At 42.3% G+C, this 22,052-nt stretch carries 24 protein-coding genes, 2 pseudogenes and 1 riboswitch; of the genes and pseudogenes, 15 read left to right on the top strand and 11 right to left on the bottom strand.

Annotated features, from left to right (window positions below; all coding sequences use genetic code 11):
* The 7 genes and pseudogenes from O9332_RS19740 to O9332_RS19710 all read left to right on the top strand — a co-directional run.
* Positions 1–332 (top strand): annotated as a pseudogene (locus tag O9332_RS19740) (DUF3782 domain-containing protein); the annotation flags it as partial.
* Positions 303–461, top strand: a riboswitch (cobalamin riboswitch). Its footprint overlaps the pseudogene before it by 30 nt.
* 56 nt (positions 462–517) lie before the next feature.
* Positions 518–1,942, top strand: a complete 1,425-nt coding sequence (cobG, locus tag O9332_RS19735) for a precorrin-3B synthase (protein WP_002759766.1) — start codon at positions 518–520, stop codon at positions 1,940–1,942.
* 1 nt (position 1,943) lies between these two features.
* Positions 1,944–2,570: a precorrin-8X methylmutase gene (locus O9332_RS19730; protein ID WP_043999110.1), complete on the top strand. Its 627-nt coding sequence runs from the start codon at positions 1,944–1,946 to the stop codon at positions 2,568–2,570.
* Positions 2,567–3,271 carry a precorrin-2 C(20)-methyltransferase gene (cobI, locus tag O9332_RS19725; protein WP_002759768.1) on the top strand — a complete coding sequence of 235 codons (705 nt, stop codon included), beginning with the start codon at positions 2,567–2,569 and terminating at the stop codon, positions 3,269–3,271. The genes O9332_RS19730 and cobI overlap by 4 nt, the downstream gene beginning before the upstream one ends.
* Before the next feature lie 337 nt (positions 3,272–3,608).
* Positions 3,609–6,171 (top strand): annotated as a pseudogene (locus O9332_RS19720) (SUMF1/EgtB/PvdO family nonheme iron enzyme).
* 324 nt (positions 6,172–6,495) lie between these two features.
* Positions 6,496–6,735, top strand: a complete 240-nt coding sequence (locus O9332_RS19715) for a hypothetical protein (RefSeq protein WP_002750429.1) — start codon at positions 6,496–6,498, stop codon at positions 6,733–6,735.
* On the top strand, positions 6,725–7,063 hold the full coding sequence (locus O9332_RS19710; RefSeq protein WP_002759771.1) for a type II toxin-antitoxin system PemK/MazF family toxin: 339 nt from the start codon (positions 6,725–6,727) through the stop codon (positions 7,061–7,063). Before O9332_RS19715 ends, O9332_RS19710 begins: the two co-directional genes overlap by 11 nt.
* Positions 7,064–7,401: 338 nt before the next feature.
* Here O9332_RS19710 and O9332_RS19705 read toward each other — a convergent pair whose 3' ends face one another.
* Positions 7,402–7,734, bottom strand: a complete 333-nt coding sequence (locus tag O9332_RS19705) for a DUF5615 family PIN-like protein (RefSeq protein ID WP_002736383.1) — start codon at positions 7,732–7,734, stop codon at positions 7,402–7,404.
* Positions 7,724–8,041, bottom strand: a complete 318-nt coding sequence (locus O9332_RS19700) for a DUF433 domain-containing protein (RefSeq protein ID WP_002750425.1) — start codon at positions 8,039–8,041, stop codon at positions 7,724–7,726. The genes O9332_RS19705 and O9332_RS19700 overlap by 11 nt, the downstream gene beginning before the upstream one ends.
* Before the next feature lie 436 nt (positions 8,042–8,477).
* Between O9332_RS19700 and dprA the strand changes: the two genes are divergently transcribed.
* Positions 8,478–9,626: a DNA-processing protein DprA gene (dprA, locus tag O9332_RS19695; RefSeq protein ID WP_288027022.1), complete on the top strand. Its 1,149-nt coding sequence runs from the start codon at positions 8,478–8,480 to the stop codon at positions 9,624–9,626.
* A gap of 9 nt (positions 9,627–9,635) precedes the next feature.
* On the opposite strand, the gene trxA is transcribed toward dprA, so the two are convergent.
* On the bottom strand, positions 9,636–9,959 hold the full coding sequence (gene trxA / locus O9332_RS19690) for a thioredoxin (protein WP_002759773.1): 324 nt from the start codon (positions 9,957–9,959) through the stop codon (positions 9,636–9,638).
* A gap of 377 nt (positions 9,960–10,336) precedes the next feature.
* On the opposite strand from trxA, the gene O9332_RS19685 reads away from it, so the two are divergent.
* On the top strand, positions 10,337–11,542 hold the full coding sequence (locus O9332_RS19685) for an acetate kinase (protein WP_288027020.1): 1,206 nt from the start codon (positions 10,337–10,339) through the stop codon (positions 11,540–11,542).
* 3 nt (positions 11,543–11,545) lie between these two features.
* Here the strand turns inward: O9332_RS19685 and O9332_RS19680 are convergent, their stop codons facing one another.
* The 5 genes from O9332_RS19680 to O9332_RS19660 all read right to left on the bottom strand — a co-directional run bounded on the left by O9332_RS19680 (position 11,546) and on the right by O9332_RS19660 (position 14,436).
* Positions 11,546–12,097, bottom strand: coding sequence for an anti-sigma factor family protein (locus O9332_RS19680; RefSeq protein WP_002759775.1), 552 nt, complete (start codon positions 12,095–12,097; stop codon positions 11,546–11,548).
* 113 nt (positions 12,098–12,210) lie between these two features.
* Entirely contained in the window at positions 12,211–12,867 is a 657-nt protein-coding gene (locus tag O9332_RS19675) for a sigma-70 family RNA polymerase sigma factor (RefSeq protein ID WP_002759776.1), read from the bottom strand.
* A 102-nt stretch (positions 12,868–12,969) separates the two neighbouring features.
* Positions 12,970–13,095, bottom strand: coding sequence for a hypothetical protein (locus tag O9332_RS19670; RefSeq protein WP_288027017.1), 126 nt, complete (start codon positions 13,093–13,095; stop codon positions 12,970–12,972).
* Between the two features lie 45 nt (positions 13,096–13,140).
* On the bottom strand, positions 13,141–13,731 hold the full coding sequence (locus O9332_RS19665; RefSeq protein ID WP_002759778.1) for a PAP/fibrillin family protein: 591 nt from the start codon (positions 13,729–13,731) through the stop codon (positions 13,141–13,143).
* Between the two features lie 435 nt (positions 13,732–14,166).
* Positions 14,167–14,436, bottom strand: a complete 270-nt coding sequence (locus tag O9332_RS19660) for a globin family protein (RefSeq protein WP_002759779.1) — start codon at positions 14,434–14,436, stop codon at positions 14,167–14,169.
* A 149-nt stretch (positions 14,437–14,585) separates the two neighbouring features.
* On the opposite strand from O9332_RS19660, the gene rseP reads away from it, so the two are divergent.
* From rseP to O9332_RS19645, 3 genes are all read left to right on the top strand, one after another.
* Entirely contained in the window at positions 14,586–15,677 is a 1,092-nt protein-coding gene (gene rseP, locus O9332_RS19655) for an RIP metalloprotease RseP (protein WP_002759781.1), read from the top strand.
* Positions 15,677–16,333, top strand: coding sequence for an endonuclease III (gene nth, locus O9332_RS19650; RefSeq protein ID WP_002759789.1), 657 nt, complete (start codon positions 15,677–15,679; stop codon positions 16,331–16,333). The genes rseP and nth overlap by 1 nt, the downstream gene beginning before the upstream one ends.
* 218 nt (positions 16,334–16,551) lie before the next feature.
* Positions 16,552–17,160: a rhomboid family intramembrane serine protease gene (locus O9332_RS19645; RefSeq protein WP_002759790.1), complete on the top strand. Its 609-nt coding sequence runs from the start codon at positions 16,552–16,554 to the stop codon at positions 17,158–17,160.
* Here O9332_RS19645 and O9332_RS19640 read toward each other — a convergent pair.
* A complete protein-coding gene (locus O9332_RS19640) occupies positions 17,157–17,483 on the bottom strand; it encodes an antibiotic biosynthesis monooxygenase family protein (RefSeq protein WP_002759792.1) in 327 nt (108 codons plus the stop codon). The genes O9332_RS19645 and O9332_RS19640 overlap by 4 nt on opposite strands.
* A 160-nt stretch (positions 17,484–17,643) precedes the next feature.
* Here O9332_RS19640 and O9332_RS19635 point away from each other — a divergent pair, with 160 nt between their 5' ends.
* Positions 17,644–18,186 carry an NADPH-dependent FMN reductase gene (locus tag O9332_RS19635; RefSeq protein ID WP_002759793.1) on the top strand — a complete coding sequence of 181 codons (543 nt, stop codon included), beginning with the start codon at positions 17,644–17,646 and terminating at the stop codon, positions 18,184–18,186.
* Here O9332_RS19635 and folB read toward each other — a convergent pair.
* Both folB and O9332_RS19625 read right to left on the bottom strand, forming a co-directional pair.
* The gene (gene folB, locus O9332_RS19630) at positions 18,173–18,529 is read right to left on the bottom strand and encodes a dihydroneopterin aldolase (RefSeq protein WP_002759795.1); all 357 of its coding nucleotides are present in this window, start codon (positions 18,527–18,529) and stop codon (positions 18,173–18,175) included. The genes O9332_RS19635 and folB overlap by 14 nt on opposite strands.
* Before the next feature lie 239 nt (positions 18,530–18,768).
* Positions 18,769–19,752 carry a glycosyltransferase family 2 protein gene (locus O9332_RS19625; protein ID WP_002759797.1) on the bottom strand — a complete coding sequence of 328 codons (984 nt, stop codon included), beginning with the start codon at positions 19,750–19,752 and terminating at the stop codon, positions 18,769–18,771.
* Positions 19,753–20,156: 404 nt separating this feature from the next.
* Between O9332_RS19625 and O9332_RS19620 the strand changes: the two genes are divergently transcribed.
* Entirely contained in the window at positions 20,157–21,077 is a 921-nt protein-coding gene (locus O9332_RS19620) for a glycosyltransferase family 2 protein (protein WP_043999111.1), read from the top strand.
* A 14-nt stretch (positions 21,078–21,091) separates the two neighbouring features.
* Positions 21,092–22,051 (top strand): GDP-mannose 4,6-dehydratase, encoded by a 960-nt coding sequence (locus O9332_RS19615; RefSeq protein WP_002759805.1) that lies wholly within the window; start codon positions 21,092–21,094, stop codon positions 22,049–22,051.
* The last annotated feature ends 1 nt before the right edge of the window (position 22,052 follow it).

Raw genomic sequence — 22,052 nt, 5'->3', positions numbered from 1 at the left:
TTAGTCAAAGAGTCAGAAAACGTCTCGACGGTAAAACCCTAGAAATTGATGTGTTAGTAACTAATGAGAATCATGTGCTAGTAGTGGAAGTCAAAAGTAGTTTAAGTGTAGATGATGTCAAAGAATTAATCAAGAATCTAATCGAATTTAGGCAATTTTTCCCAGAATATAACCACAAACAATTATATGGGGCAGTAGCCGGCATTGAAATCGAAGAAGGAGCGGATAAATATGCTTATCGTCAAGGTTTATTTGTCTTGGCACAAAGGGGTGAAAATGTAGCGATTCTTAACGATACTGAGTTTCAACCGAAAACGTGGTATAATATTTAAGCTTGTCTTTGGGAAAGTCCAGTGCAATTCTGGTACTGTGCCGCAGCTGTAATCAAGTAAAAAGTAAAAAGAGTACATCTTCCCTTTTTCCTTGCGAGTCAGAATGCCAATTACAAGTTTTTAATCGGTAGATAGACAAATAATTTTCTAACTACTTCTCTGCGTCGCATGGAGAACAAACAACGGTGAATTGGTTAGTTGAAGCAAATGCTTGTCCCGGTTTATTTTATGGAACTGCTGCCCAGGATGGGTTTTTAATTCGTCTCCGCACCCCCGGTGGATGGCTCAATTCTCCACAGGGAAAAGCGATCGCCACTTGGCTCGAACAATGGCAGACGACAATACAAGTTACCAATCGGGCAAATCTGCAAATTCGCGGACTGCAAAAATCCCCCAGTTTAGAAGAATTTCAAACCCTGCAAAAATTAGGGTTAGCTGCCCATAATCCCAGTATCGATCATCTGCGTAATATAATGTCTAGTCCCACGGCTGGAATTGACTGTCAAGAATCGATCGATACTCGTCCATTAGTCCAAGAATTAGATAATTTTATCCAAAATTATCCATCAATTGCCCAACTAAGTCCTAAATTTAGTATCGGCATCGATGGCGGTGGTGCAGTGGGAATTGGCACTGGTTCAACTATGGCCTGGCAACACCGCTATAACGAGATTCAGCTATCGGCAATTACCGTCAATAATCCGACAAATTTAACTTCTCTTGTTTGCTTTCGATTAGCCCTCGGAGGAGATAAACAATTCTATGACACGGACTTATTAATTGAGCCAGAAAACTGTTTAGCTGTGGTCAAAGCTCTAGTAAAGGTTTATGTCGATTATGTTCAACAAACCCCCAATATCAAGGGTAAAAAACCTCGGATGAAACACCTGCTCAAAGATTGGGGATTGGCCAAATATCTCGAACAAGTTAACTCCCAATTACATCGGACTTCTACCGGCATAATAAAAGGGCAAGAATACCAGCAGGCTGCCCATTCTACTCAACCCTATTTTCATCTAGGAATTCATCCTCAAAAGCAACCCGGATTGTCTTATATTGGTCTATCATTAAGATTAGGACAATTGACGGCTAATCAACTATGGGGATTAGCGGCACTATCAGAAACTTTTGGCAGTGGTCAGTTACGATTAACCCCTTGGCAGACTGTTATATTACCCGATATTCCCGATGAAAAAGTGTCAGAATTGTTGCCAAAACTGGCATCACTAGGATTATCCGCTTCTCTTGGATGGGATGCGGGGATAGTTGCCTGTAGCGGTAAACCGGGCTGTGCAGCGGCGGCCACTGCAACTCAAATTCATGCTTCTCTCTTGGCAGATTATTTGAAAGAACGCTTAACCTGCAATTCTCCTGTTAATATTCATTTGACAGGTTGTGCTAAATCCTGCGCTCAACCAGGTCTAGCCGAAATTACCCTTTTAGGAACTACCATCGAGGAAAATGGCCAAATAATGGAAGCTTATCAAGTCTATGTGGGTGATAGTCAAAAATTCTTAAAAACACCCATATTTGAGGGAGAATTTACCAAGATTCCCCCGCTCATAGCCCAAATTTTAAGCTCCCAAAAATCGAAAAATTTAGATGAATAGAATGGAATACATTAAGAATGGTGAGGAAATTTACCGCAAATCTTTTGCTATTATTCGGGCTGAAACTAACTGGAAAAATCTCCCCGATGATTTAGCTCATGTGGCGGTTCGTCTAATTCATTCCTGTGGGATGACAGACATAACAAAAGATTTAGAAGCATCACCGGACGCGGTTAAAATCGGACGAAATGCCCTCGCTGGGGGTGCAGCAATTCTCTGTGATTCTCAAATGGTCGCTAATGGCATTACCAAAGCCCGTTTACCTAAAAATAATCCGATTATTTGTACCCTCAATCATCCAGAAGTGACCGAGTTAGCACGGCAAATTAATAATACCCGCTCCGCTGCCGCTTTAGAACTTTGGCGACCTCATTTAGCTGGAGCGGTGGTAGCCATTGGTAATGCACCAACCGCACTTTTTCGCCTACTAGAATTGCTCGATCAAAATGTAGATAAACCAGCTTTGATTTTAGGCTTTCCCGTGGGATTTGTAGGAGCGGCAGAGTCGAAAACAGAATTAGCAACTAATAGTCGTGGCGTGCCATTTATTACCCTGCACGGACGTAGGGGAGGCAGCGCAATCGCGGCAGCAGCAGTCAATGCTTTAGCAAAAGAGAACGAATTATGAATAAATTAGGCAAACTTTATGGATTAGGAATCGGGCCCGGCGATCCCGAATTGTTGACGCTAAAAGCACACCGGATTCTCACAACTGTTCCGGTAATTGCCTATCCTACCTTAGAAAGTGGCAAAGTTTTGGCACGGGCAATTGTGTCGGATTTTATCCGTCCCGAGCAGATAGAAATTCCCATGCCTTTACCTTTTAGTGTCGAGCGCAGTTCTCAACCTCATTATGATATTGCCGCCGAAAATATCGCCGAACAGTTAAACTTAGGTCTAGATGTGGCGGTGCTATGTGTGGGCGATCCGATGTTGTATGGCACGTTTATGTATATCTTTAATCGCTTGTGTGATCGCTTTTCAATTGAAGTCGTGCCGGGTATTTCTTCAGTGATGGCAAGTGCAGCAATGCTGGGTGTACCTATCACTTATCGAAATGACGTATTTAGTATCATGCCCGCTACTTTAGAGGCGGAAATATTGCGGGATCGCCTAGTATTTATTGATGCAGCGGCGATTATTAAATTAGGCAGACATTTCGCTAAAGTTCGCGATATTCTCGATGAATTAGGATTATTAGAACGCGCCCTCTACATCGAACGAGCAACCTTACCCAATCAGCAAATTATTCCGATTACAGAAGTCGATCCAGAGGCTGTCACCTACTGGTCATTAATTCTGATTCCTAGTAAAACTAAACCCCAATAACTCTATAGACACTAAGTTAAATCTTCTATCCCCTAACTGACAGAACCTATAGGGTTTAGATAATATTATGAAAATGTCTTTTCTTCGTTGCTTTTTTTGTTGCATAGGAGGCTATATACAGCGTTTCTCGGATTGATAAGTAGGTAGGCGTTAAAAATTATCAGATGCCCCCCTTATCAAGGGGGGATTAAAGGGGGGACTAAGGGGGGATCGGCACCCCCCTTATCAAGGGGGGCAGGGGGGATCGAACCTAAAATCTATTTTTAATTTAATTATAACCAGCTACTTAAGGTAATCTATTTTCTTCTCCGTTCTCTGTCACCTAAAAATAACTACCATGTCCGATTTTCCTGAATCTATCCGCAATACTAGCGTCAGCGATCAAGCGACTAATAATGATGCTCTCGGATTTGAGCCTTATGTAATAGCGATCGCTGAATTTTTGTTGCATCAGCAGACACAACCACCCCTAACTTTATCGGTTGAGGGAGAGTGGGGTAGTGGCAAGTCTTCTTTTATGAAAATGTTAGAGGAATATTTACGAGAAAAGGGAGGTCGGACGGTTTGGTTTAATGCTTGGCGACACGATAAAGCGGAGTCGGTATGGGCAGCTTTTGCGCTGTCTTTTATTAAGCAGATTTCTACGCCCAAAAATTGGCGAGATTTGCCTCGAATTATCCTAGGACACTTTAAATTACAATTATTGCGTTTTAACCTAGAAAAAGGCTTATTTGAATTAATTAAAGCTTTACCAGTAATAATTTTTGTGATTTGTGCCTCAATTGCCATTCCTTTTATTTTAATCATTTATGGAGTTGAAGGAATTAACGAATTAATCAGAGCAGCAACCTCTCAAGATGTTTTTTGGAGCAAAATTAATTCAGTTTTTAAGTTATTATTTACTGCGGTCGGTGTCACCTTATCAGGAGCGGGGATTTTCGCTGGTATTAAGAGTTTATTGAGAAATTTTCAAAGGTTACTCCAAAACCCTAAAAACAACCTAATTAAATACATAGAAGCCCCAGATTATAAAAAACAATCGGCATTTGTAGAAGAATTTCATGAAGATTTTGCTAAAATTGTCGATGCTTATATTGGCAATGATCGGGTATATGTATTTATTGACGATTTAGATCGTTGTGAACATCCAAAATCAGCGGACTTGATGCAGGCGATTAACTTGATGATTGCTGATGATCCTTCAGTGGTGTTTATTTTAGGAATGGACAGAGAAAAAGTAGCCGCTAGTTTAGCGGTAAAATACGAAAACATTCTCAAGTATTTACCGTCGGAAACCACAGAAATTGATCCTGATATTTTAGCGAGACGTAGTGCTAATAAAGGGTTGGCTTATGGTTATACTTTCATTGAAAAGTTTGTCCAGCTTCCCTCTTTTTTTAGTTCCCCAACCATCCCGGTCAGATTTTGAGCATTTTTTGATTCAGCTTGCTACTTCAACTCCTCCCAATTTACAGCCAGCTAAATCCCGTTCCCAATTTTTTCAGTCATTCTGGGGTAAGTTTAAGTTAGCTTTACCCCAGAGAAATAATTCGCAAAAGCATCTCACTTCCCCAACAAGTAATCAGACAAGTGATTTAAAAAACTTGTCTCTAGATAATCCTTCGATAGAATCCGAACAAACCGAAAAACAGAAAGCACAAGCAGCTGTAATTAAGCGATTAGAAGCGATTCAAGTCAACAAATCTGATAATAGAGATTCCCAAACAGTGCGGAATGTCATTATGATGGTGGCTCCCGCATTGGATTACAATCCGCGACGGATTAAACACTTTATCAATGTCTTTCGTCTCAAGGTTTATATCGCTAATGAAACTGGTTTATTTTTTGAGAAGCGAGACAAGGATGATAATTTGTTAGAGCCTTCTTTGACTTTTGAACAGTTAGGTAAATTTACTGCCATTAGTTTAAAATGGCCATTGTTATTGTCAGATTTAGAAAATGATCAGCAAATTTTAGCAAAATTAGAAGAATTTGCACTAGATGAAGAAAAAACCCAAGAATATGAAGAGTCGATTCGCTATTGGGGTAGTCATACTAAGCTTAAAGCTTTAATGGCTTACGGTCATGAAAAATCGGCAGCTAACTCTAAATTTAGCTTGGCAGAGGTAAATGTTGATAAATTATTACAAGTATCGCCCAAGATAATTCGGCAACCTGAAACTGTAATTTTACCAAACTTTAACCCAGAAATGGTGGATATACCCGCTGGTAAATTTAACATGGGTTCTAATGAGAATGAGAATGAAAAACCGATACATGAAGTAATTGTGCCAGCATTTCAGATAGGCAAATATCCTATCACCCAAGCACAGTATCAAGCGGTGATGGGATATAATCCTTCCAGGTTTTCAGGAAATCCCCAGAACCCGGTAGAAACCATTAATTGGTTTGATGCTCAAGAGTTTTGTGAAAAATTGAGCCAGTTAACCGGAAAAAACTACCGTTTGCCTACAGAAGCAGAATGGGAATATGCCTGTCGCGCTGGTACAAAAACCCGATTTAGTTTTGGCGATGATAAAGAGCAACTAGGAGATTATGCCTGGGTTGATGGTAATTCAAATAATACAACCCATCCTGTTGGGGAAAAGCGGCCTAATCCTTGGGGAATCTATGATATGCACGGCAATGTTTGGGAATGGTGTGCTGATCAAAATCATGAAAGTTATGCTCGCAAACCAGACAATATTAGAGAAAATGGCAGTCTTGCATGGAGAGATAACAATATAACTAATAAGTCATCAATAATACGGCGTGGCGGTTCGTGGTGCCGCGACCCTTTGGCCTATAGCTCAGCGTATCGAGGCAAAAGCGTTGCCGATATTCGCAACGATATCGGTTTTCGTGTTGTGTGCGATCTCCCCCAATCAGTTAACAGTTAACTGTTAACTGTTATCAGTTGGGAGCCACCATTGGCGCAATAATATTGTAGGGGCGAATTGCATTCGCCCTCTTTGAATAACTTCTACTGCTCACCTATAGGTGAGGGAAAGTCACAAATAGGAGATGCAGCCGATAATTTTCTGGAAATATAGTCTTTAAACCCTTGTCTGGCAAAACTACAAGGAATAATCAGCACTGATTATCACACAAAGTCGAGGAGAGCCATAGGGCGAGCCTGAGAATGGAGATCGCTGTAGTTGCCCGTCACCGCTTTTCAAGGTTACTTTAATGTTAGAATCGAATCACTTCTTTTAGGTTTTGCTATGCGTGCGATTGAAACCACTGGTATCCTCAATACCCAAGGGCAAATTCAACTTGATCATCCTATTCCCCAAGAAAAAGATCGGTTTGTGCGCGTCATTCTTTTGATGTCGGAGGATGAACTGAACGAAAAAAACTGGCTAGATGCCGTTTCCCATAACCCTAGCTTTGCTTTTCTGCAAGATCCCGAAGAAGATATTTATACCCTTAACGATGGACAACCTGTAACTAATGAAGGGTAAAATTGTATTAATTCAATTTCCCTTCGACGATTTATCTTCCAGTAAGGTTCGTCCTGCTTATTGCCTAACCAATCAAATTGGAGGCTATCAACACATTATCTTTGCCCTAATTACCAGTCGTATTCCAGAAAATCCCCTTCATACAGATATTATTCTGAGACCAGAAAATCCAGATTTTATGATCAGTGGTCTTCGCCAATCGTCAGCCATCAGACTCGATCATTTAGTAACACTTCGCTCTTCACTGATTCAGCGTGAACTAGGCTCATTATCATTAAAAACACAAACCTTAATTGTAGATATTTTGTCCGATATTCTACGTTCTTAAAAAAAATACGATCACTGATTTCTTCGGGGGCATTATTTAACGCAGTTTTTAGCTTTAAATTACGATAAATTTATCCGCTTTATACGTTACGCTATGCTAACCCATTCTACGGTTACTCATCGGCCATATTATCAGGAATAATGGGTATTTCCGTCACTCCCCAATCGGTCGGATAAAGCCCTCAATCAATGAAACGATAAACACCAGGAAAAGGCCAATACTACGGTTTTAAACATAACCCATGCCGCACAGGATTGTAATGAATATAATCACAGTGTAAAGATTCAATCTTGTAAATTGCGTTACCCAACCTACCTTTTTTCTCTGAATTATGATTTTTATAAAAACTCAACATTTTTATACATATAATCAGGCTCTAAACATTCCCAAATTAAAACTAAATCACTAATAATTTTGCCAATAGATTGACGTTGATGTGAATAAATAATCCCCCAATGCTCTAATCCCATTGAAGACAAAACCAGAAAATCATCATCAAAAGTAAAAATGACTCGGCCTTGCGATAAAGCATAAGCTAATTGTTCCTCATCGGAAGACCCCATCAGTCCTTTTTCTGGAGAAGTTGTAACATCAATCCCTCGCATTCTTAAACCTTTAGCGATCGCATTAGAGACGCTTTCATCTAGGTGAAACTTAAGCTTATTGGCCATTATTTCCCTTTAAAAGTTTTTCGACCAATGAAGGTTTATCCCCTTGTAACTGTTTAGCAAAATTTTCGCTGGATTCAATATCTTGGCGAATTTCTTCTCGATGATCATGGTAATAAGCTAAAGCTGCATAAACATCAGCTAAAGTAATCGTTGGATAATTATAAACAATTTCATCAGGACACATCGCCATTCTTTCATGCCAAATAACAATGTCTTGTACCTTAATACGATGTCCAGCAATACGAGGTTTACCGCCACAAACACCGGGTGTTACTTCAATATGCTGTTTAAGCACTAAAGATGACATAATAACTCATTTACTCTACTTCTAGATATCCTAGCATTTTTCTTGAAAAAACGCAACCACCGATCTTTTAGGATACGTTACCTAACGTGCCTTTTAATGTGAAACATTTTAGACATTTTCATATTATTATCCGTTACGCTATACTAAAATATTCTACCGTTACTGCTACAATTGGCTCCAAAGACCACTATAACCAACTAAAACCATGACTCAAGCCACTTTTGCAGAAATACTAGAAGCAACTGAACAACTTCCCCGAAAAGATCAAGAACAACTTATTCACATTTTAAAAAAGTGAAAGACATTGACGAGGCTCAACAATACCTCAACAACTAATGGAAGGGATTCCGGCAAGATTAAAATAAATTAAGGTCATCTGGCCGCAGTCAGTTTTAACCGACTGAAAATATTACTTGGTCTGAGGAGCTTTTTCAAATTGACAGACGATCGCGTTTATTGGTTAGCATGGTCAAGTATTGCTGGAGTTGGGCCAATTTCCCTGAAGCGACTCTATCAGCATTTTGGCAGTGTCGCTGTGGCCTGGAATGCCACCGATACTGCGATCGCAGAAGTGGCGGGATTTGGCAAAAAGTTAATGGTAGCGGTACGGGAAGGGCGATCGCAAATTGACCCAGAAGCTCTTTTCGCCGAACATATCCAGAAAAACCCCCTTTTTTGGACTCCTAGCGACCCAGAATATCCCCGCTTTCTCTGGGAAATTCCCAGTCCTCCCCCCTTACTTTACTATCAAGGAAAGGTCAATTTAGAGGAAAATCAGGGAAATATCCCCACCGTCGCCATTGTGGGTACTCGTAACCCCACGGATCACGGCCGGCGCTGGGCGCGGCGCTTAAGTACCCTTTTGGCCCAACAGGGATTTACTATTGTTTCTGGTATGGCCGAAGGAATTGATGGCGAGGCACACCAAAGCTGTTTAAAAGCGGGGGGAAGAACGATTGCCGTCTTGGGAACGGGGGTCGATGTGGTTTATCCTAGTCGTCATCGGCAGCTACACGCGGACATCCAAAAGCAGGGTTTAGTCATTAGTGAACATCCCGCCGCAACTCAACCGAATAAAGCCCATTTTCCCAGTCGTAATCGCATTATCGCCGGTTTAAGTCGCGCGACTATTGTTATCGAGGCCCCCGAAAGGTCTGGCTCCCTGATTACGGCCAGTTATGCTAACGAATTCGGCGGCGATATCTATGCTTTACCCAATTCTCCCGATATTGCCGCCGCTAGGGGCTGTTTACAACTGATTCATCAGGGGGCAGAAATTATCGTTTCTGAGGAGAAATTATTAGAAATGTTGGGGGCAATTCCCACCACGAACCAATCCGCACCGGTTAATCTCTCCCCTTCACTCCCTCTAGAGACATCCCCGGTCGTTAATGCTGCTCCTCCAGTCAATCTAGAACCTAGACTAGCACAAGTCTATCAGTTATTTGACAGAGATGCCCTGTTGTTTGACATTATTGTTCAAAAAATGCAAATCCCCACCTCAGAAGTGGCGGGGATCTTATTGGAATTAGAATTAATCGGTTTAGTGACTCAGTTACCCGGTATGCGTTACCAGAAAACCTAGTCAACTCCTCTACAGGTGTTTATCTATGGTGGTAGCTAAAGTGGTTTTCGGTACAGCCCCGACCACCATATCAACTTTTTGACCTCCTTTGAAGATCATCAGAGTGGGAATACTGCGAATCCCATACTGACTAGCGATAATGGGGTTTTCGTCGGTGTTGAGTTTCACCACCTTGACTTGCCCTTCGAACTGTGCGGCAATTTCTCCCACAACGGGAGCCACCATTCGACAGGGGCCGCACCAAGGAGCCCAGAAATCCACTAGGACAAGGTCGGCACTATCTAAAACTTCATCTTTAAAGGTGGCATCTGTAACGGCAGTAACCTCTGACATACTTAAGAAATCCTCTAGTAATCACGGTTATCTAGAATACGCAAAAATTCCGTTCTAGAGATTCGTGGTGCGATGTTGACATTCCACTGGTGAAAAGGACGAGAACTAGCTCTAAATCCACTATAGAGGCCTTAACTTGCATCAGAGGTAGCTTCTTGGATTAATTTCACAAGGGGTATTCTTCTATTTTATAACCCTAGAGGCTCTATTTTGACTTTTTTTTGATAAAGTTTTGTAATATTGCCCGAGTCAGGGATGGGTGATCACAGCCGGATAAAATTTTCTTGAAGAAAAACCCGAAAAGTCAGCGATTTTATCTAGACTTAACCTGAGTTTGATTATGATCGCCATAGGCCACCTCCTAATTGAGCTTTTCTATGAAAATTCTGGTCTTAAATGCGGGATCGAGCAGTCAAAAAAGTTGTTTATACGATTTAGATATTCTCCCCTCCCATCCTCCCCAACCAATTTGGGCAGCGGGGATCGATTGGACAGTTAACCCTGATTACGCGGTTTTAACGGTAAAAGCTCAGGGAATTAAACAGGAAATTAATCTTTCTAGTCAGGATCGTCCGGCAGGAATTGCTCGGATGTTAGATACCTTAGTCACTGGCGAAACTAAGGTAGTAGCCAACCTCGCAGACATTAGTATAGTCGGTCATCGAGTTGTCCATGGTGGCACGGAATATTCCCAGGCAACTATGATCACTCCCCAAGTCAAAGAAACGATTAAAAAGCTGATTCCCCTGGCTCCTAGTCATAATCCCGCTCATTTAGAAGGAATTGAAGCGATCGAGCAAGTTTTCGGCGATGTTCCTCAAGTAGCAGTGTTTGACACCGCTTTTCATCGTTCTATCCCTCCCGAATCTTCTCTTTATCCCATTCCCTACCAATGGAGTGAACTGGGAATCCGTCGCTATGGTTTTCATGGCACCAGTCATCAGTACTGCTCCCAACGAGCCGCCGAATTGTTAGGAAAACCCCTGGAATCCTTGAAAATGGTGATCTGTCATCTGGGCAATGGTGCTTCCCTATCGGCAGTCAAGGGGGGTAAAAGTATCGATACTACTATGGGATTTACTCCCCTAGAGGGATTGATGATGGGAACCCGCAGCGGTTCGATCGATCCAGGGATTCTGATTTATCTAGAGCGAGAATATCAATATAATCCCGATAGTTTAAATAGTTTACTCAATAAAGAATCGGGTTTAAAGGGAATTTCGGGTATTTCTGGGGATATGCGGGCAATTACGACGGCGATGGCCGAAGGCAACGAGAGGGCAAAATTAGCATTTGAGATGTATATTCATCGTCTGAAAGGTTTAATCGGATCGATGATCGCTTCTCTAGAGGGGTTGGATGTGTTGGTATTTACGGCAGGAATCGGCGAAAATTCAGCTTTAGTACGGGAAAAAGCCAGTCAAGGCTGGCCTTTTTTGGGTTTAGAGTTAGATTTAGCTAAAAATGCCGCTCGTCCCCGGGATGAGGATATCGCCAGCGAGACATCTAAAGTGCGAGTGATGGTAATTGCTACGGCGGAAGATTGGGCGATCGCACGAGAATGCTGGCATTTATCTCCATAGACCTTACCTTTGGCCATTCTCTTTTGGCTGTTCCGTTGCGGGAATCTCCATAATCGGATGGTTAAGAGCAATCATCAAATGGTCTCCCTCTTGGCTAATACTGCTCGGACTGCTCGCCATTTGGGAGAGGGGATCATTGCGTCCCGAGACGAAGTAGGAGCCAACAGCGATCGCCATAGCGGTGAAAATTGCGCCACCATAAACATAATATTGCCGACGACGCTGACCATCGACTTTTCTGAACACCTGTTCTGCCAATCGGTCGCTGGCCATAGTAGCCGGTACGGGAATTTGCTTTAAATTAGTTTGTAATCCCAAGAGCTGCTGATAGAGTTTTTTAGCGGCAGCATCATGGTCTAACCAATGCTGAACTAGCTTCCGTTCCTCTACCGTTACTTCGTTATCAATATAGGCGCTAATTAAATCGAAACGATGAGCTTCTTCGTTATCCTCATCTAAGAATAAAATATCCTCGGTTGCGGAGTTGCCATCGCTGTCATCGTGACGTAACAAAGACTTGATCCATTGAACGTCTTCGGGTTGATAATTATTCATGGTTGACCTCGACCAGAAGCGATCGGTATGCAATCACTTTTCACCAGCACGGAGCTAGTTAAATTTAACGACTCCTCACTTCGGCCGTTAGTGCCGAATCACCACAATTTTATTTAGCCTTCCGTAAAATAGGGCTGTAAAACAGATTGTAATTTAGCGCGAGCGCGAGCAATGCGGGATTTAACAGTTCCTAAAGAAACTCCCGTCATCTCGGCAATTTCTTCGTAGGCCATGCCTTCAATTTCTCGCAGAATAATAGTTGTCCGAAAAGCTTCTGGTAAATCAGCGATCGCCGCCTGTAATTGATCGTAGAATTCGTGGGTGGTGAGATGTTCATCGGGACTGGGGTAATCGGACTCGATATCCCAATCGATTTCGCCATCTTCCACGCGCCGGGGAGCATCGAGGGAAATGGGGTGATTAACCCGCTTGCGTTTCCGCAATTCGTCGTAAAAAAGATTAGTGGCAATGCGACTTAACCAACCGCGGAACTTGAGGGGTTCATGGAGACGGTTAATATTGCGATAGACGCGAATCCAGACCTCTTGAGCCAAATCAGCGCGATCTTGCCAATCGGGAGCCAAATGATAGAGTAATTTATCAATATGAGCTTGATAGCGCCGCAGCAGTTCCGCAAAAGCTGCTCGATCGGGCTGGCACCCTTCCTGACAGCGTGCAATTAGATCGTAGTTGGAGAGTTTGTCAGGGGACACGGGGTTTTGAGACTTTTTGGCCTCAAGTGACCAAGATGCTGGAATCGATTGACTCATGGGATTTCCTCTAAGGATATAAACTCCTCACTCAGAGCTTGAGGACGGGAGAATTCAGTAAAGGTTCCCGAAAATAAATAATTTTTTTCCCATATTTTGATTCTAACCGATCGGGGCATTCATCTGGGGGAGCAAGTGGGGAGGTGGGGTAGTGGGGTAGTGGGGTGTCGGGTGTGGGGTAGTGGGGAGGTGGGGTAGTGGGGTAGTGGGGTAGTGGGGAGAATACATAAAAGCTGTCTCGGAGTCTCGGAGTCTCCTGAATAGCTCTGTAAGTTAGGTTTTTTCCTTAGCGAGAATAAAGACGCTGCCCTCGCTGCCGCGGCCGATGCGGAGATCTTCATCGAGATAGGTGATATCGAGCCAACCTGTTTGTTGGCGATTATTGAAAGAAAAATCGAGGGGAGGAAATTTTTTGCCACTCTCGATCGCATCGATAAATTCTTGGGGAGAATGATAATTGAGAAGACGTTGCAGACCGAGGATCGAGCGCTCAAATTTGACCATTACCCGGCGCTCGGATGTGGGTTCAAAGGTAGCGGAGACGATTACTACCCCTTCTAGCCAAGGTAGTCCGATAATTTCGGCGATATTGTAGAGTTTGGCCTTGTTCAGGTCGAGATATTGATAAATTTGCCCTAATTGAAAAAAAGGTAGGCGATCTATTCCCAGAATGTTGCGGCTGCTGGTGAATAGCAAACGCCAATTGCCCCCTAATAGTTGTTTAACTTCGAGGGGATGGGGATGGGGATTGTGATCCTCCAATTGTTCGATCGCCGCTAAAATCCGCACGCGGTCGCTTTCTGTCGCCAGGAGTCCGCGATTTCTACCAGCGATCAATTCTAATAATTTCGCTTTGGCATCCATAGAATAGACCTCCTGTAAAAATCAAAAATTGTTGTTAGGGTTAGGAATCAGTAGCTAGGAGAATTAAGAATGAATAATAATCAATTAAATAGTCTATTTACAGATTTTATACAATTTAATCGTTATTTGTGCCGTTTTTGAACCCTCAAAACTAATTATGCAAGAGGTTTAATCTCCCTTACTTTTATAAACTGCCTCGACCCGCTAGGTACTCGCTCAAGGTTTTTGCTGATCCCAAGAGGCTCACCTGCGCCGATGATTTGAGAGTTTCAACGGGGTTTTAACCTCGGTGAGCGGCATTTTCAACTGTTGACTTGATTATTTTAACACAGATTAAATGCCTCGGTTTTAAAACTTTTTCATAACCGTAATTAAATGATCGAAATAGGAAGTAATTGCGTTTTTTTCTGAGTCGCTAAAATACTCTAAGCTGTATTATTTTAAAGCTTCTAACCCCGAAATAATCGCCCGATCGTTATCAACGATACTATTAGAATTATCCCGCAGTTTTCGAGCTTGTTGACTATAAACAAGTAAATCAGGCTCTAAATTGACGATAGTATCTAAATCGCTATCGCTGAGATAGCAAGTTTGATCATCCGCTTGTTGCCAAATAGCGATCGCTGATTGCTGATAGGGCCAATTAGCGAAACTGATGATTCTCGCTTTTGGGATCAATTGCTGGGTGCGCTCACTCAAAGGCATCGATCGCTCTCCGTTAGGTCAGATTAGGCAGTTAAGATCACTTCTATCATAAATGATCGAAAAATTAGCGATAACTCCAGATTTTTTGAAATCTGTCCAAGAGGATCGCTTACAATAAACAAAAGCTAAGTCATTATAATTTGATCATCATGTCAGTTTTAATAGCGATCGGTGTACTTGCCCTATTAATTGTCGTTCACGAATTGGGTCATTTTGCCGCTGCTCGTTGGCAATCTATCCATGTTAATCGCTTTTCCATCGGTTTTGGTCCAGCTTTAGCTAAATATCAAGGTAAAGAAACGGAATACGCCCTCCGCGCCATTCCTTTAGGGGGTTACGTTGGTTTTCCCGATGACGATCCCGATAGTCAAATTCCCAATAACGATCCTGATTTATTACGCAATCGTCCTGTTTTCGATCGAGCTATCGTCATTAGTGCGGGAGTAATTGCTAATTTAATTTTTGCCTATTTTTTGCTTGTTACCCAAGTCGCTACGGTGGGTTTTCCCCAAATTAACTATCAAGAAGGGGTAATTATTCCAGAGGTTTTTACGGCTGAAAATTCCGTCGCTAAACAAGCGGGAATACAAGCGGGTGATATCGTCCTCGCTATCAATGATCAGCCCCTTGGTGCTTCTCAAAATGCCATTATTGACTTCCGTGACATTATTCAATCTTCCCCCAATCAACCCCTAAAATTAACCATCAAACGCCCGACAGAAACTCTCGATTTAATTGTTACTCCTGAATTGGGAAGTGATGGTCAGGGTAAAATTGGGGTTAGATTGGCTCCCAACGGTCAAGAAACTCGCCTGAAAGCCGATAGTTTTGGCCAAGCTTTTAGCTTAGGTGCGGGTGAATTTCAACGATTAACCCTATTAACCGTGCAAGGTTTTGGGCAGTTAGTTAGTAACTTTAAAGACAGTGTTCAACAGGTAGCAGGACCGGTTAAAATTGTCGAATACGGAGCCGCAATCGCTCGTAATGATGCGGGTAATCTTTTTCAATTTGCCGCCCTAATTAGTATTAACTTAGCGGTGATTAATATTCTGCCTTTACCTGCTCTTGATGGTGGTCAGTTGGTATTTTTATTAATCGAGGCTTTGGTAGGTAAACCTCTCCCGACTAAACTGCAAGATAACATCATGCAAACAGGTCTAGTTTTACTCTTAGGATTAGGAGTTTTCTTAATCGTGCGCGACACGGCTAACCTAGCAGTTTTTCAGGATTTATTCCAGTGATGGACTCTCGAAAAAAAACTGAACCTCAACTGCGCGCCCTAGAAATTTTAAGCAACTTAAAGCGATTATATCCAGAGGCAACCTGTAGCTTAAATTATCAAACTCCCGTGCAGTTATTGGTGGCAGTGATTCTCTCGGCACAATGCACTGATGAGCGGGTAAATAAGGTAACTCCTGCTTTATTCGCTCGTTTTCCCGATGCTAAATCCTTAGCTTTTGCCGAGCGAGAGGAGTTAGAAACTCTCATTCGTTCCACGGGATTCTATCGCAATAAAGCTAAAAATATTCAGGGTGCTTGTCAAAAAATCCTCAAGGATTTTCAGGGGGAAGTACCCAAGACAATGGCGGAATTATTAACGTTACCCGGGGTAGCTAGAAAAACGGCTAATGTGGTACTTGCTCACGCTTACGGGATTATTGAGGGGGTGACAGTAGATACCCACGTTAAGCGCTTAAGTAATCGTTTGGGTTTAACTACTAATAACGATCCAGTGAAAATTGAACGGGATTTAATGGCTTTACTACCTCAACCAGATTGGGAAACTTTTTCTATTAGTATTATTTACCACGGCCGGGCAGTTTGTAAAGCAAGAAATCCCGCTTGTTTTTCCTGTCAATTAGCCCCTCTTTGTCCCGCAGCAAACAGTAAACAGTAAACTGATAACTCACACCTGATAAGTAGGGAGGCAAAATTATTTGTAGGATGGGTTAGCGGTAGCGTAACACAATCGGGCGTTGGGTTTCATGCTTCAACCCAACCTACGTTCATCTTATATTTAATTCCACCCACCTACTTAACTGGTAACTGAATCACTGGTAACTGAATCACTGATAACTGATAACTGATAACTGATAACTGATGTGGGGGGCTATAATGGGAAAAAATAACTCATCCATCAATCTTATGAGTCAAGGATCTCGGCAAGAAATAAAAACCCAAGCAATAATCCTCGCTACCTTTGTGGCGATTTTTTGGCTGTTAGAGATTTTAGATCAATTTGTTTTTCGGGGCAGTTTAGACATTTTCGGGATTATTCCGCATCAAGTCATCGGATTGCGGGGTATTCTTTTCGCACCTTTCCTACACGGTGACTTTCCCCATCTTATCGCTAATACCGTTCCTTTCCTGATTCTTGGTTGGTTGGTGATGTTACAGGAAACCAGTGACTTTTTTATTGTGACTGGGTTAACTATGCTGGTGGGGGGGTTAGGAGTCTGGTTATTTGCTGCTCCCGGATCCATCCATATCGGAGCAAGTATCTTGATTTTTGGCTATTTAGGTTTTTTATTACTGCGGGGCTATTTCCAGAGAAATATTCCTTCTATACTCTTGTCAATTCTAGTCTTCTTACTCTACGGTGGCACAATTTGGGGCGTTTTGCCTTCCCGTCCGGGGATTTCTTGGCAAGGACATTTATTTGGTTTCCTAGGCGGGGTTTTAGCCGCCAAATTAATCGCCACCGAAAAGAAACATTATCCCTAAATGGGGGAACCTTCTATCTCGCTACATACTTCATAAAAATCGGTGACAGGCGGTTTCGCAAACAGAGGAGCCATGGATTTCAGCAATAATTCGTGGGCTTCGCTTTTATTTGCCTCCATATCATCGATTTTATCCCAGATGATCACGGCAATTCCTTCGTCGGTTCCGGGTTTTTGCAACAGAAAAGCTCCCTGGAATCCCGTGGAATAGGTGGAAACGGCTTTTTCGTAGAGTTTTTGGGCTTCGGAAAAACACCCCGGTTTAAATTCACCAATAGCCACATAGGCATATTTATGTTTGAGAAAATCGAGAAATTCTGGCATGGCAATGAGGGGAAATGGAATAAATCTTTCTTTCTACTCCTATTAAAACTTAGATCGATCGCCCCCTCCGCCCCATCGACATATTTTTTTAACTAAGCTTCCCCAATTGTCTCTTTTTTTGTTAGCTTATATGTAGTCGTTATGAGTTTGTATAAGTTCTATGATCAAAATTGTTGGTATTAATGGCAGTTTACGCCCAGGATCCTATAGTGCGATGGCGTTAGAAGTTGCTATCAGTCGAGTACAGGCGTTAGGAGTAGAAACGGAGATAATTGACCTGAGAAAACTCTCTTTACCCTTCTGTAACGGGGGAGATGACTATTCTGACTATCCCGATGTGGCCAAAATGCAGCAAACGGTTAAATCGGCAGCGGGATTAATTTTGGCGACACCGGAGTATCATGGCAGTGTCAGTGGTGTGATGAAGAATGCCCTAGATTTAATGAGTTTTGAGGAGTTATCGGGAAAGGTTGCTGGATTAATCAGTGTTTTAGGCGGCCAATCCAATAGTAACGCCCTAAATGACTTAAGAATCATTCTCCGTTGGGTTCATGCTTGGGTAATTCCCGAACAAATTAGCTTAGGACAAGCGTGGAAAGTCTTCAACGAAGACGGAAAAATCCTTGACGAGAAGCTTTCCCAACGTTTTGACGCTTTTGCGCGAAGTTTAGTCGATAATACCCGTAAACTCAACGGGATCTAGTAATATCGATGGTGATTTTACCGGTGAAATGGGGAATTGGGGCGGCAGGTTTCGATAATTGTACTCTTACCTGTCGCACTCGATCGAGTTCTAGGATATCCTCAGCGATAACCGTGGCCAATTTTTCCACTAGGGCAAATTTGCCGGTTTCAATCTGGTGTTTGACAATTTTGATCGCCTGTCGATAATCTAGAGTATCTTCAATCGCGTCACTTTTGCCAGCAATGCTGATATCAACTTCTAGGGATAAATCCACCTCAAACCATTGACCTAAAACCTGTTCTTCGGCCAGATATCCTGTGTAACCGTAGGCCCGAATTCCTGTAACGTGAATAGTATCCATAGATAGTTAAATTAAAAAACTGGCGGCTTTTCCCACAAAGATGAAGTGTAACCTAATTTGGTATCGACGACCCACTCCCCAAAAGGAAAACTTCCTATCTTGTCACCATTAAGATAACTGCTAAGTAAGTGGTTCTAATTAAATAGAAGATAGATTTTGCCTTCGATACCCCCTTAATCCCCCCTTGATAAGGGGGGTGTCTGACAATTTTTAACACCTACCTACTTATAAGTTATCGTTTACACGGCTCTCACCTGTTCGGCGTAATCTTTGGGACGTAGTTGACGGAAACCTTGAAAAGCCAATTGTCTCAAGTTTAGAGGTAAATAGGAAAGCAGTAAACCCAGTCTGGCCCGTCGGGATTTTCCTGACAATTTCGAGGCTTTTTCTATTAAAACTCGCCCGGCTTCGGTTTCTCCCTTTTCAATTAATTTTATCCCCAAACATTCCTGTAAAAAAGCCGTCCTTTTCACTCTTTCTTCTTCTAATTTTACATCATTAAAGTGATAACCTTCTGTACAAAACAAGTTTGCTTGCAAAAAGTGAACCGCTTGTTTTAAGCTAGTTTGCCCCCCATGGAAACGATATTCCATTAATAATTCTGGCAGAAAATAAGCTTGTTTTCCCGCTAAAGCTAAACGCACTAATAAATCAAAATCTTCACAACCATCCGCCTGAGGGCGCATATAATCCACATCGGCTAAAGATTGATAACGAAAAAGAGTCGAACCCACCTGTAAACTTTTACAGGAAAAAGTTTGTCTTTCTAAATCAGGAATAATCCCTTGTTGTAATCTATCTTTGCCCCATTTCGCTGAATTTTTTTTTGTTGCTGATGCAACTCTTTGTCCAAATCTATCAATAATCCAGTGATCTGTACAGACAAAATCAACGTTTTTTTCTTGATCTAAAATAGGGACAGTTTTCGCTAAAAATTCAGGAGTTAGTCCATCGTCATCATCGAATTTAATAAAATATTCTCCCCGAGCAGCCGTAAAACCCGATCGCATATTTAAACTTCTACCAAGATTTTGGGGATGACGCAGATAAATTATTCTCGAATCCTGAAATGCTGCCACCACTTCTGGGGTATGATCAGAAGAACCATCATCACAAACAATTAACTCAAAATCTTCATAAGTCTGCCGCAAGACACTATTAATCGAATAGCTGAGATAATCGGCGCGGTTATAGGTGGGAATACAAACAGTTACTTTCGGCATAATATTTTCAGTAATCAGTAATCAGTAATCAGTAATCAGCTTCTGAAGGCAAGAGGCAACAGGCAAAAGGCACAAGACAGTATCTGGCAATTCTCCTACCTAAAAAGAAGGTTATAAACTAAGTACATCAAAGCTTTTAGCTTAACAAATTAGGTTTTAGATTGGTCGAGTGGAGAGTGTTATAGCAGTTATCTTCATGGTGAGATAGGAAGTTTTCCTTTTGGGGAGTCGGTCGTCAATACCAAATTAGGTTATACTTCATCTTTACGAGAAACGCTATAAGTAAAAAGCAATCTCGGAGTCTCGGAGTCTCCTGTCTCCTGTCTCCAGGTTAAAAAAGTATTTTTACATTTTTGCAAAGGAATGTTAAGTTTTAGGGTATTGAATGAGTAACCTTGATAGCCATGGCTCCTAAAATAGCAGGGATTATCTGTACCCACAACCGCGATCACTACCTAGAAGGAGCGATCGATAGTCTTTTAGGGCAAACCTGCCCAGATTGTGAGATTTTAGTGGTTGATAACGCATCTACCGATAAAACCCGTCAAGTGGCCCAGTCGCGTCTGGGAGATGGGCGGCTAAAATACGTTTACGAACCTATTTTAGGGCTATCTACCGCCAGAAATCGCGGGGCGAAGGAAACTAGAGCGCCGATTTTAGCCTATTTGGATGACGATGCGATCGCTAGTCCTCAATGGTTGCAAATTCTGTTAAATGCCTACGAAAATAACGACAAACTGGCAGTAGCGGGGGGAAAAGTCACCTTAATTTGGCCGCAAGGCTACAGTCAACCCAATTGGTTATCCGATGAGTTAGCAGCGGGTTTAGGGGCTTTCGATTTGGGCGACAATGTGGTATACATCAGCCAAGCGGATTTAACTCCGCGAGGGGTTAATTACTCAATCCGGCGAGATTTCTGGGAGAAGATTGGCGGTTTTGACCCTAATTTGGGAAGAATTGGTAAAAAACTTCTTTCTAACGAGGAATTATACACTACAGAACTAGCACTCGCCCAGGGATGGCAAGTAGGCTATTTTCCCGCAGCATTGGTGGAACACAATGTTGCCCCGGAAAGAATCAATCGTCAATGGTTTATGCGTCGTAGTTGGTGGCAAGGCATCAGCGAACACTACCGGGAAGAAGTGGCAGGAAGAACGGGATTGGCTCAATTTAGGCGAGGAGGTGAGCGTTTGGTGAGAGGATTGGTTAAATCTGTCAAATTTATCAATGATCCCGCTAAAAGGTTTGAGAATCTTCTCTATGCCTACGGACAAATCGGTTATTTAAGCGAGGCCGCCAAGGCGATGTTAACCCCTCAAAAGTAAATTATTGTAAATAAATGGGTAAAAAAGCGTTAATTTGTGGTATATCGGGCCAGGATGGAGCCTACCTAGCCGAATTACTGTTAAAAGCTGGCTATACAGTTTGTGGCACCTCCCGGGATGCCCAAATGTCCTCTTTTAGTAACCTGAAACGTTTGGGAATCAAGGAACAGGTAAAACTAGAATCGATGGCACTGAACGACTTTCGCAGTGTCCTACAAGTCTTAATTAAAATTCAGCCCGATGAGGTCTATAATTTGGCTGGACAAAGTTCTGTGGGTTTATCCTTCGAGCAGCCGGTGGAAACCTTAGAAAGTATTGCCACGGGAACCTTAAATCTCTTAGAAGCAATTCGATTTACCGGAGCAAAAATTAAATTATATAATGCAGGATCGAGTGAATGTTTCGGGGATATCGGCGATAATTCTGCCGACGAAAATACCCCTTTTCGTCCTCGCAGTCCCTACGCTGTGGCCAAATCGGCGGCTTTTTGGGAAGTGGCTAATTATCGAGAAGCCTACGGAATTTTTGCCTGTTCAGGCATACTTTTCAATCATGAATCTCCCCTGCGTCCCGAGCGCTTTGTTACCCAAAAAATTATCGCTGCCGTGGCTAAAATTGCCCGGGGAAGTATCGAGACTTTACACTTAGGAAATATGGATATTCAAAGGGATTGGGGTTGGGCACCGGAGTACGTTGAAGCGATGTATTTAATGCTGCAACAGGAGCAACCCGATGATTACGTCATTGCCACGGGAGAAAGTTCAAAACTGGAGGATTTTGTCGCCACAGCTTTTGCTACTGTGGGCTTAAATTGGCCAGATCATGTAATTTCCGATCAAAGTTTATTAAGACCAACAGATTTAGCCATTAGTCGCGGCAATCCCAACAAAGCTAAGGAAAAATTAGGTTGGCAAGCACGATACAAAATGACCGATATTGTCCGCATGATGGTAGAAAATCGTTTAGAGGAATAGC

The sequence above is a fragment of the Microcystis sp. LE19-10.1B genome (assembly GCF_027530565.1).
Taxonomy (GTDB): domain Bacteria; phylum Cyanobacteriota; class Cyanobacteriia; order Cyanobacteriales; family Microcystaceae; genus Microcystis; species Microcystis aeruginosa.
The sequence above is the reverse complement of the archived record's forward strand: the minus strand, read 5'-3'. Positions and strand labels throughout refer to the sequence as shown.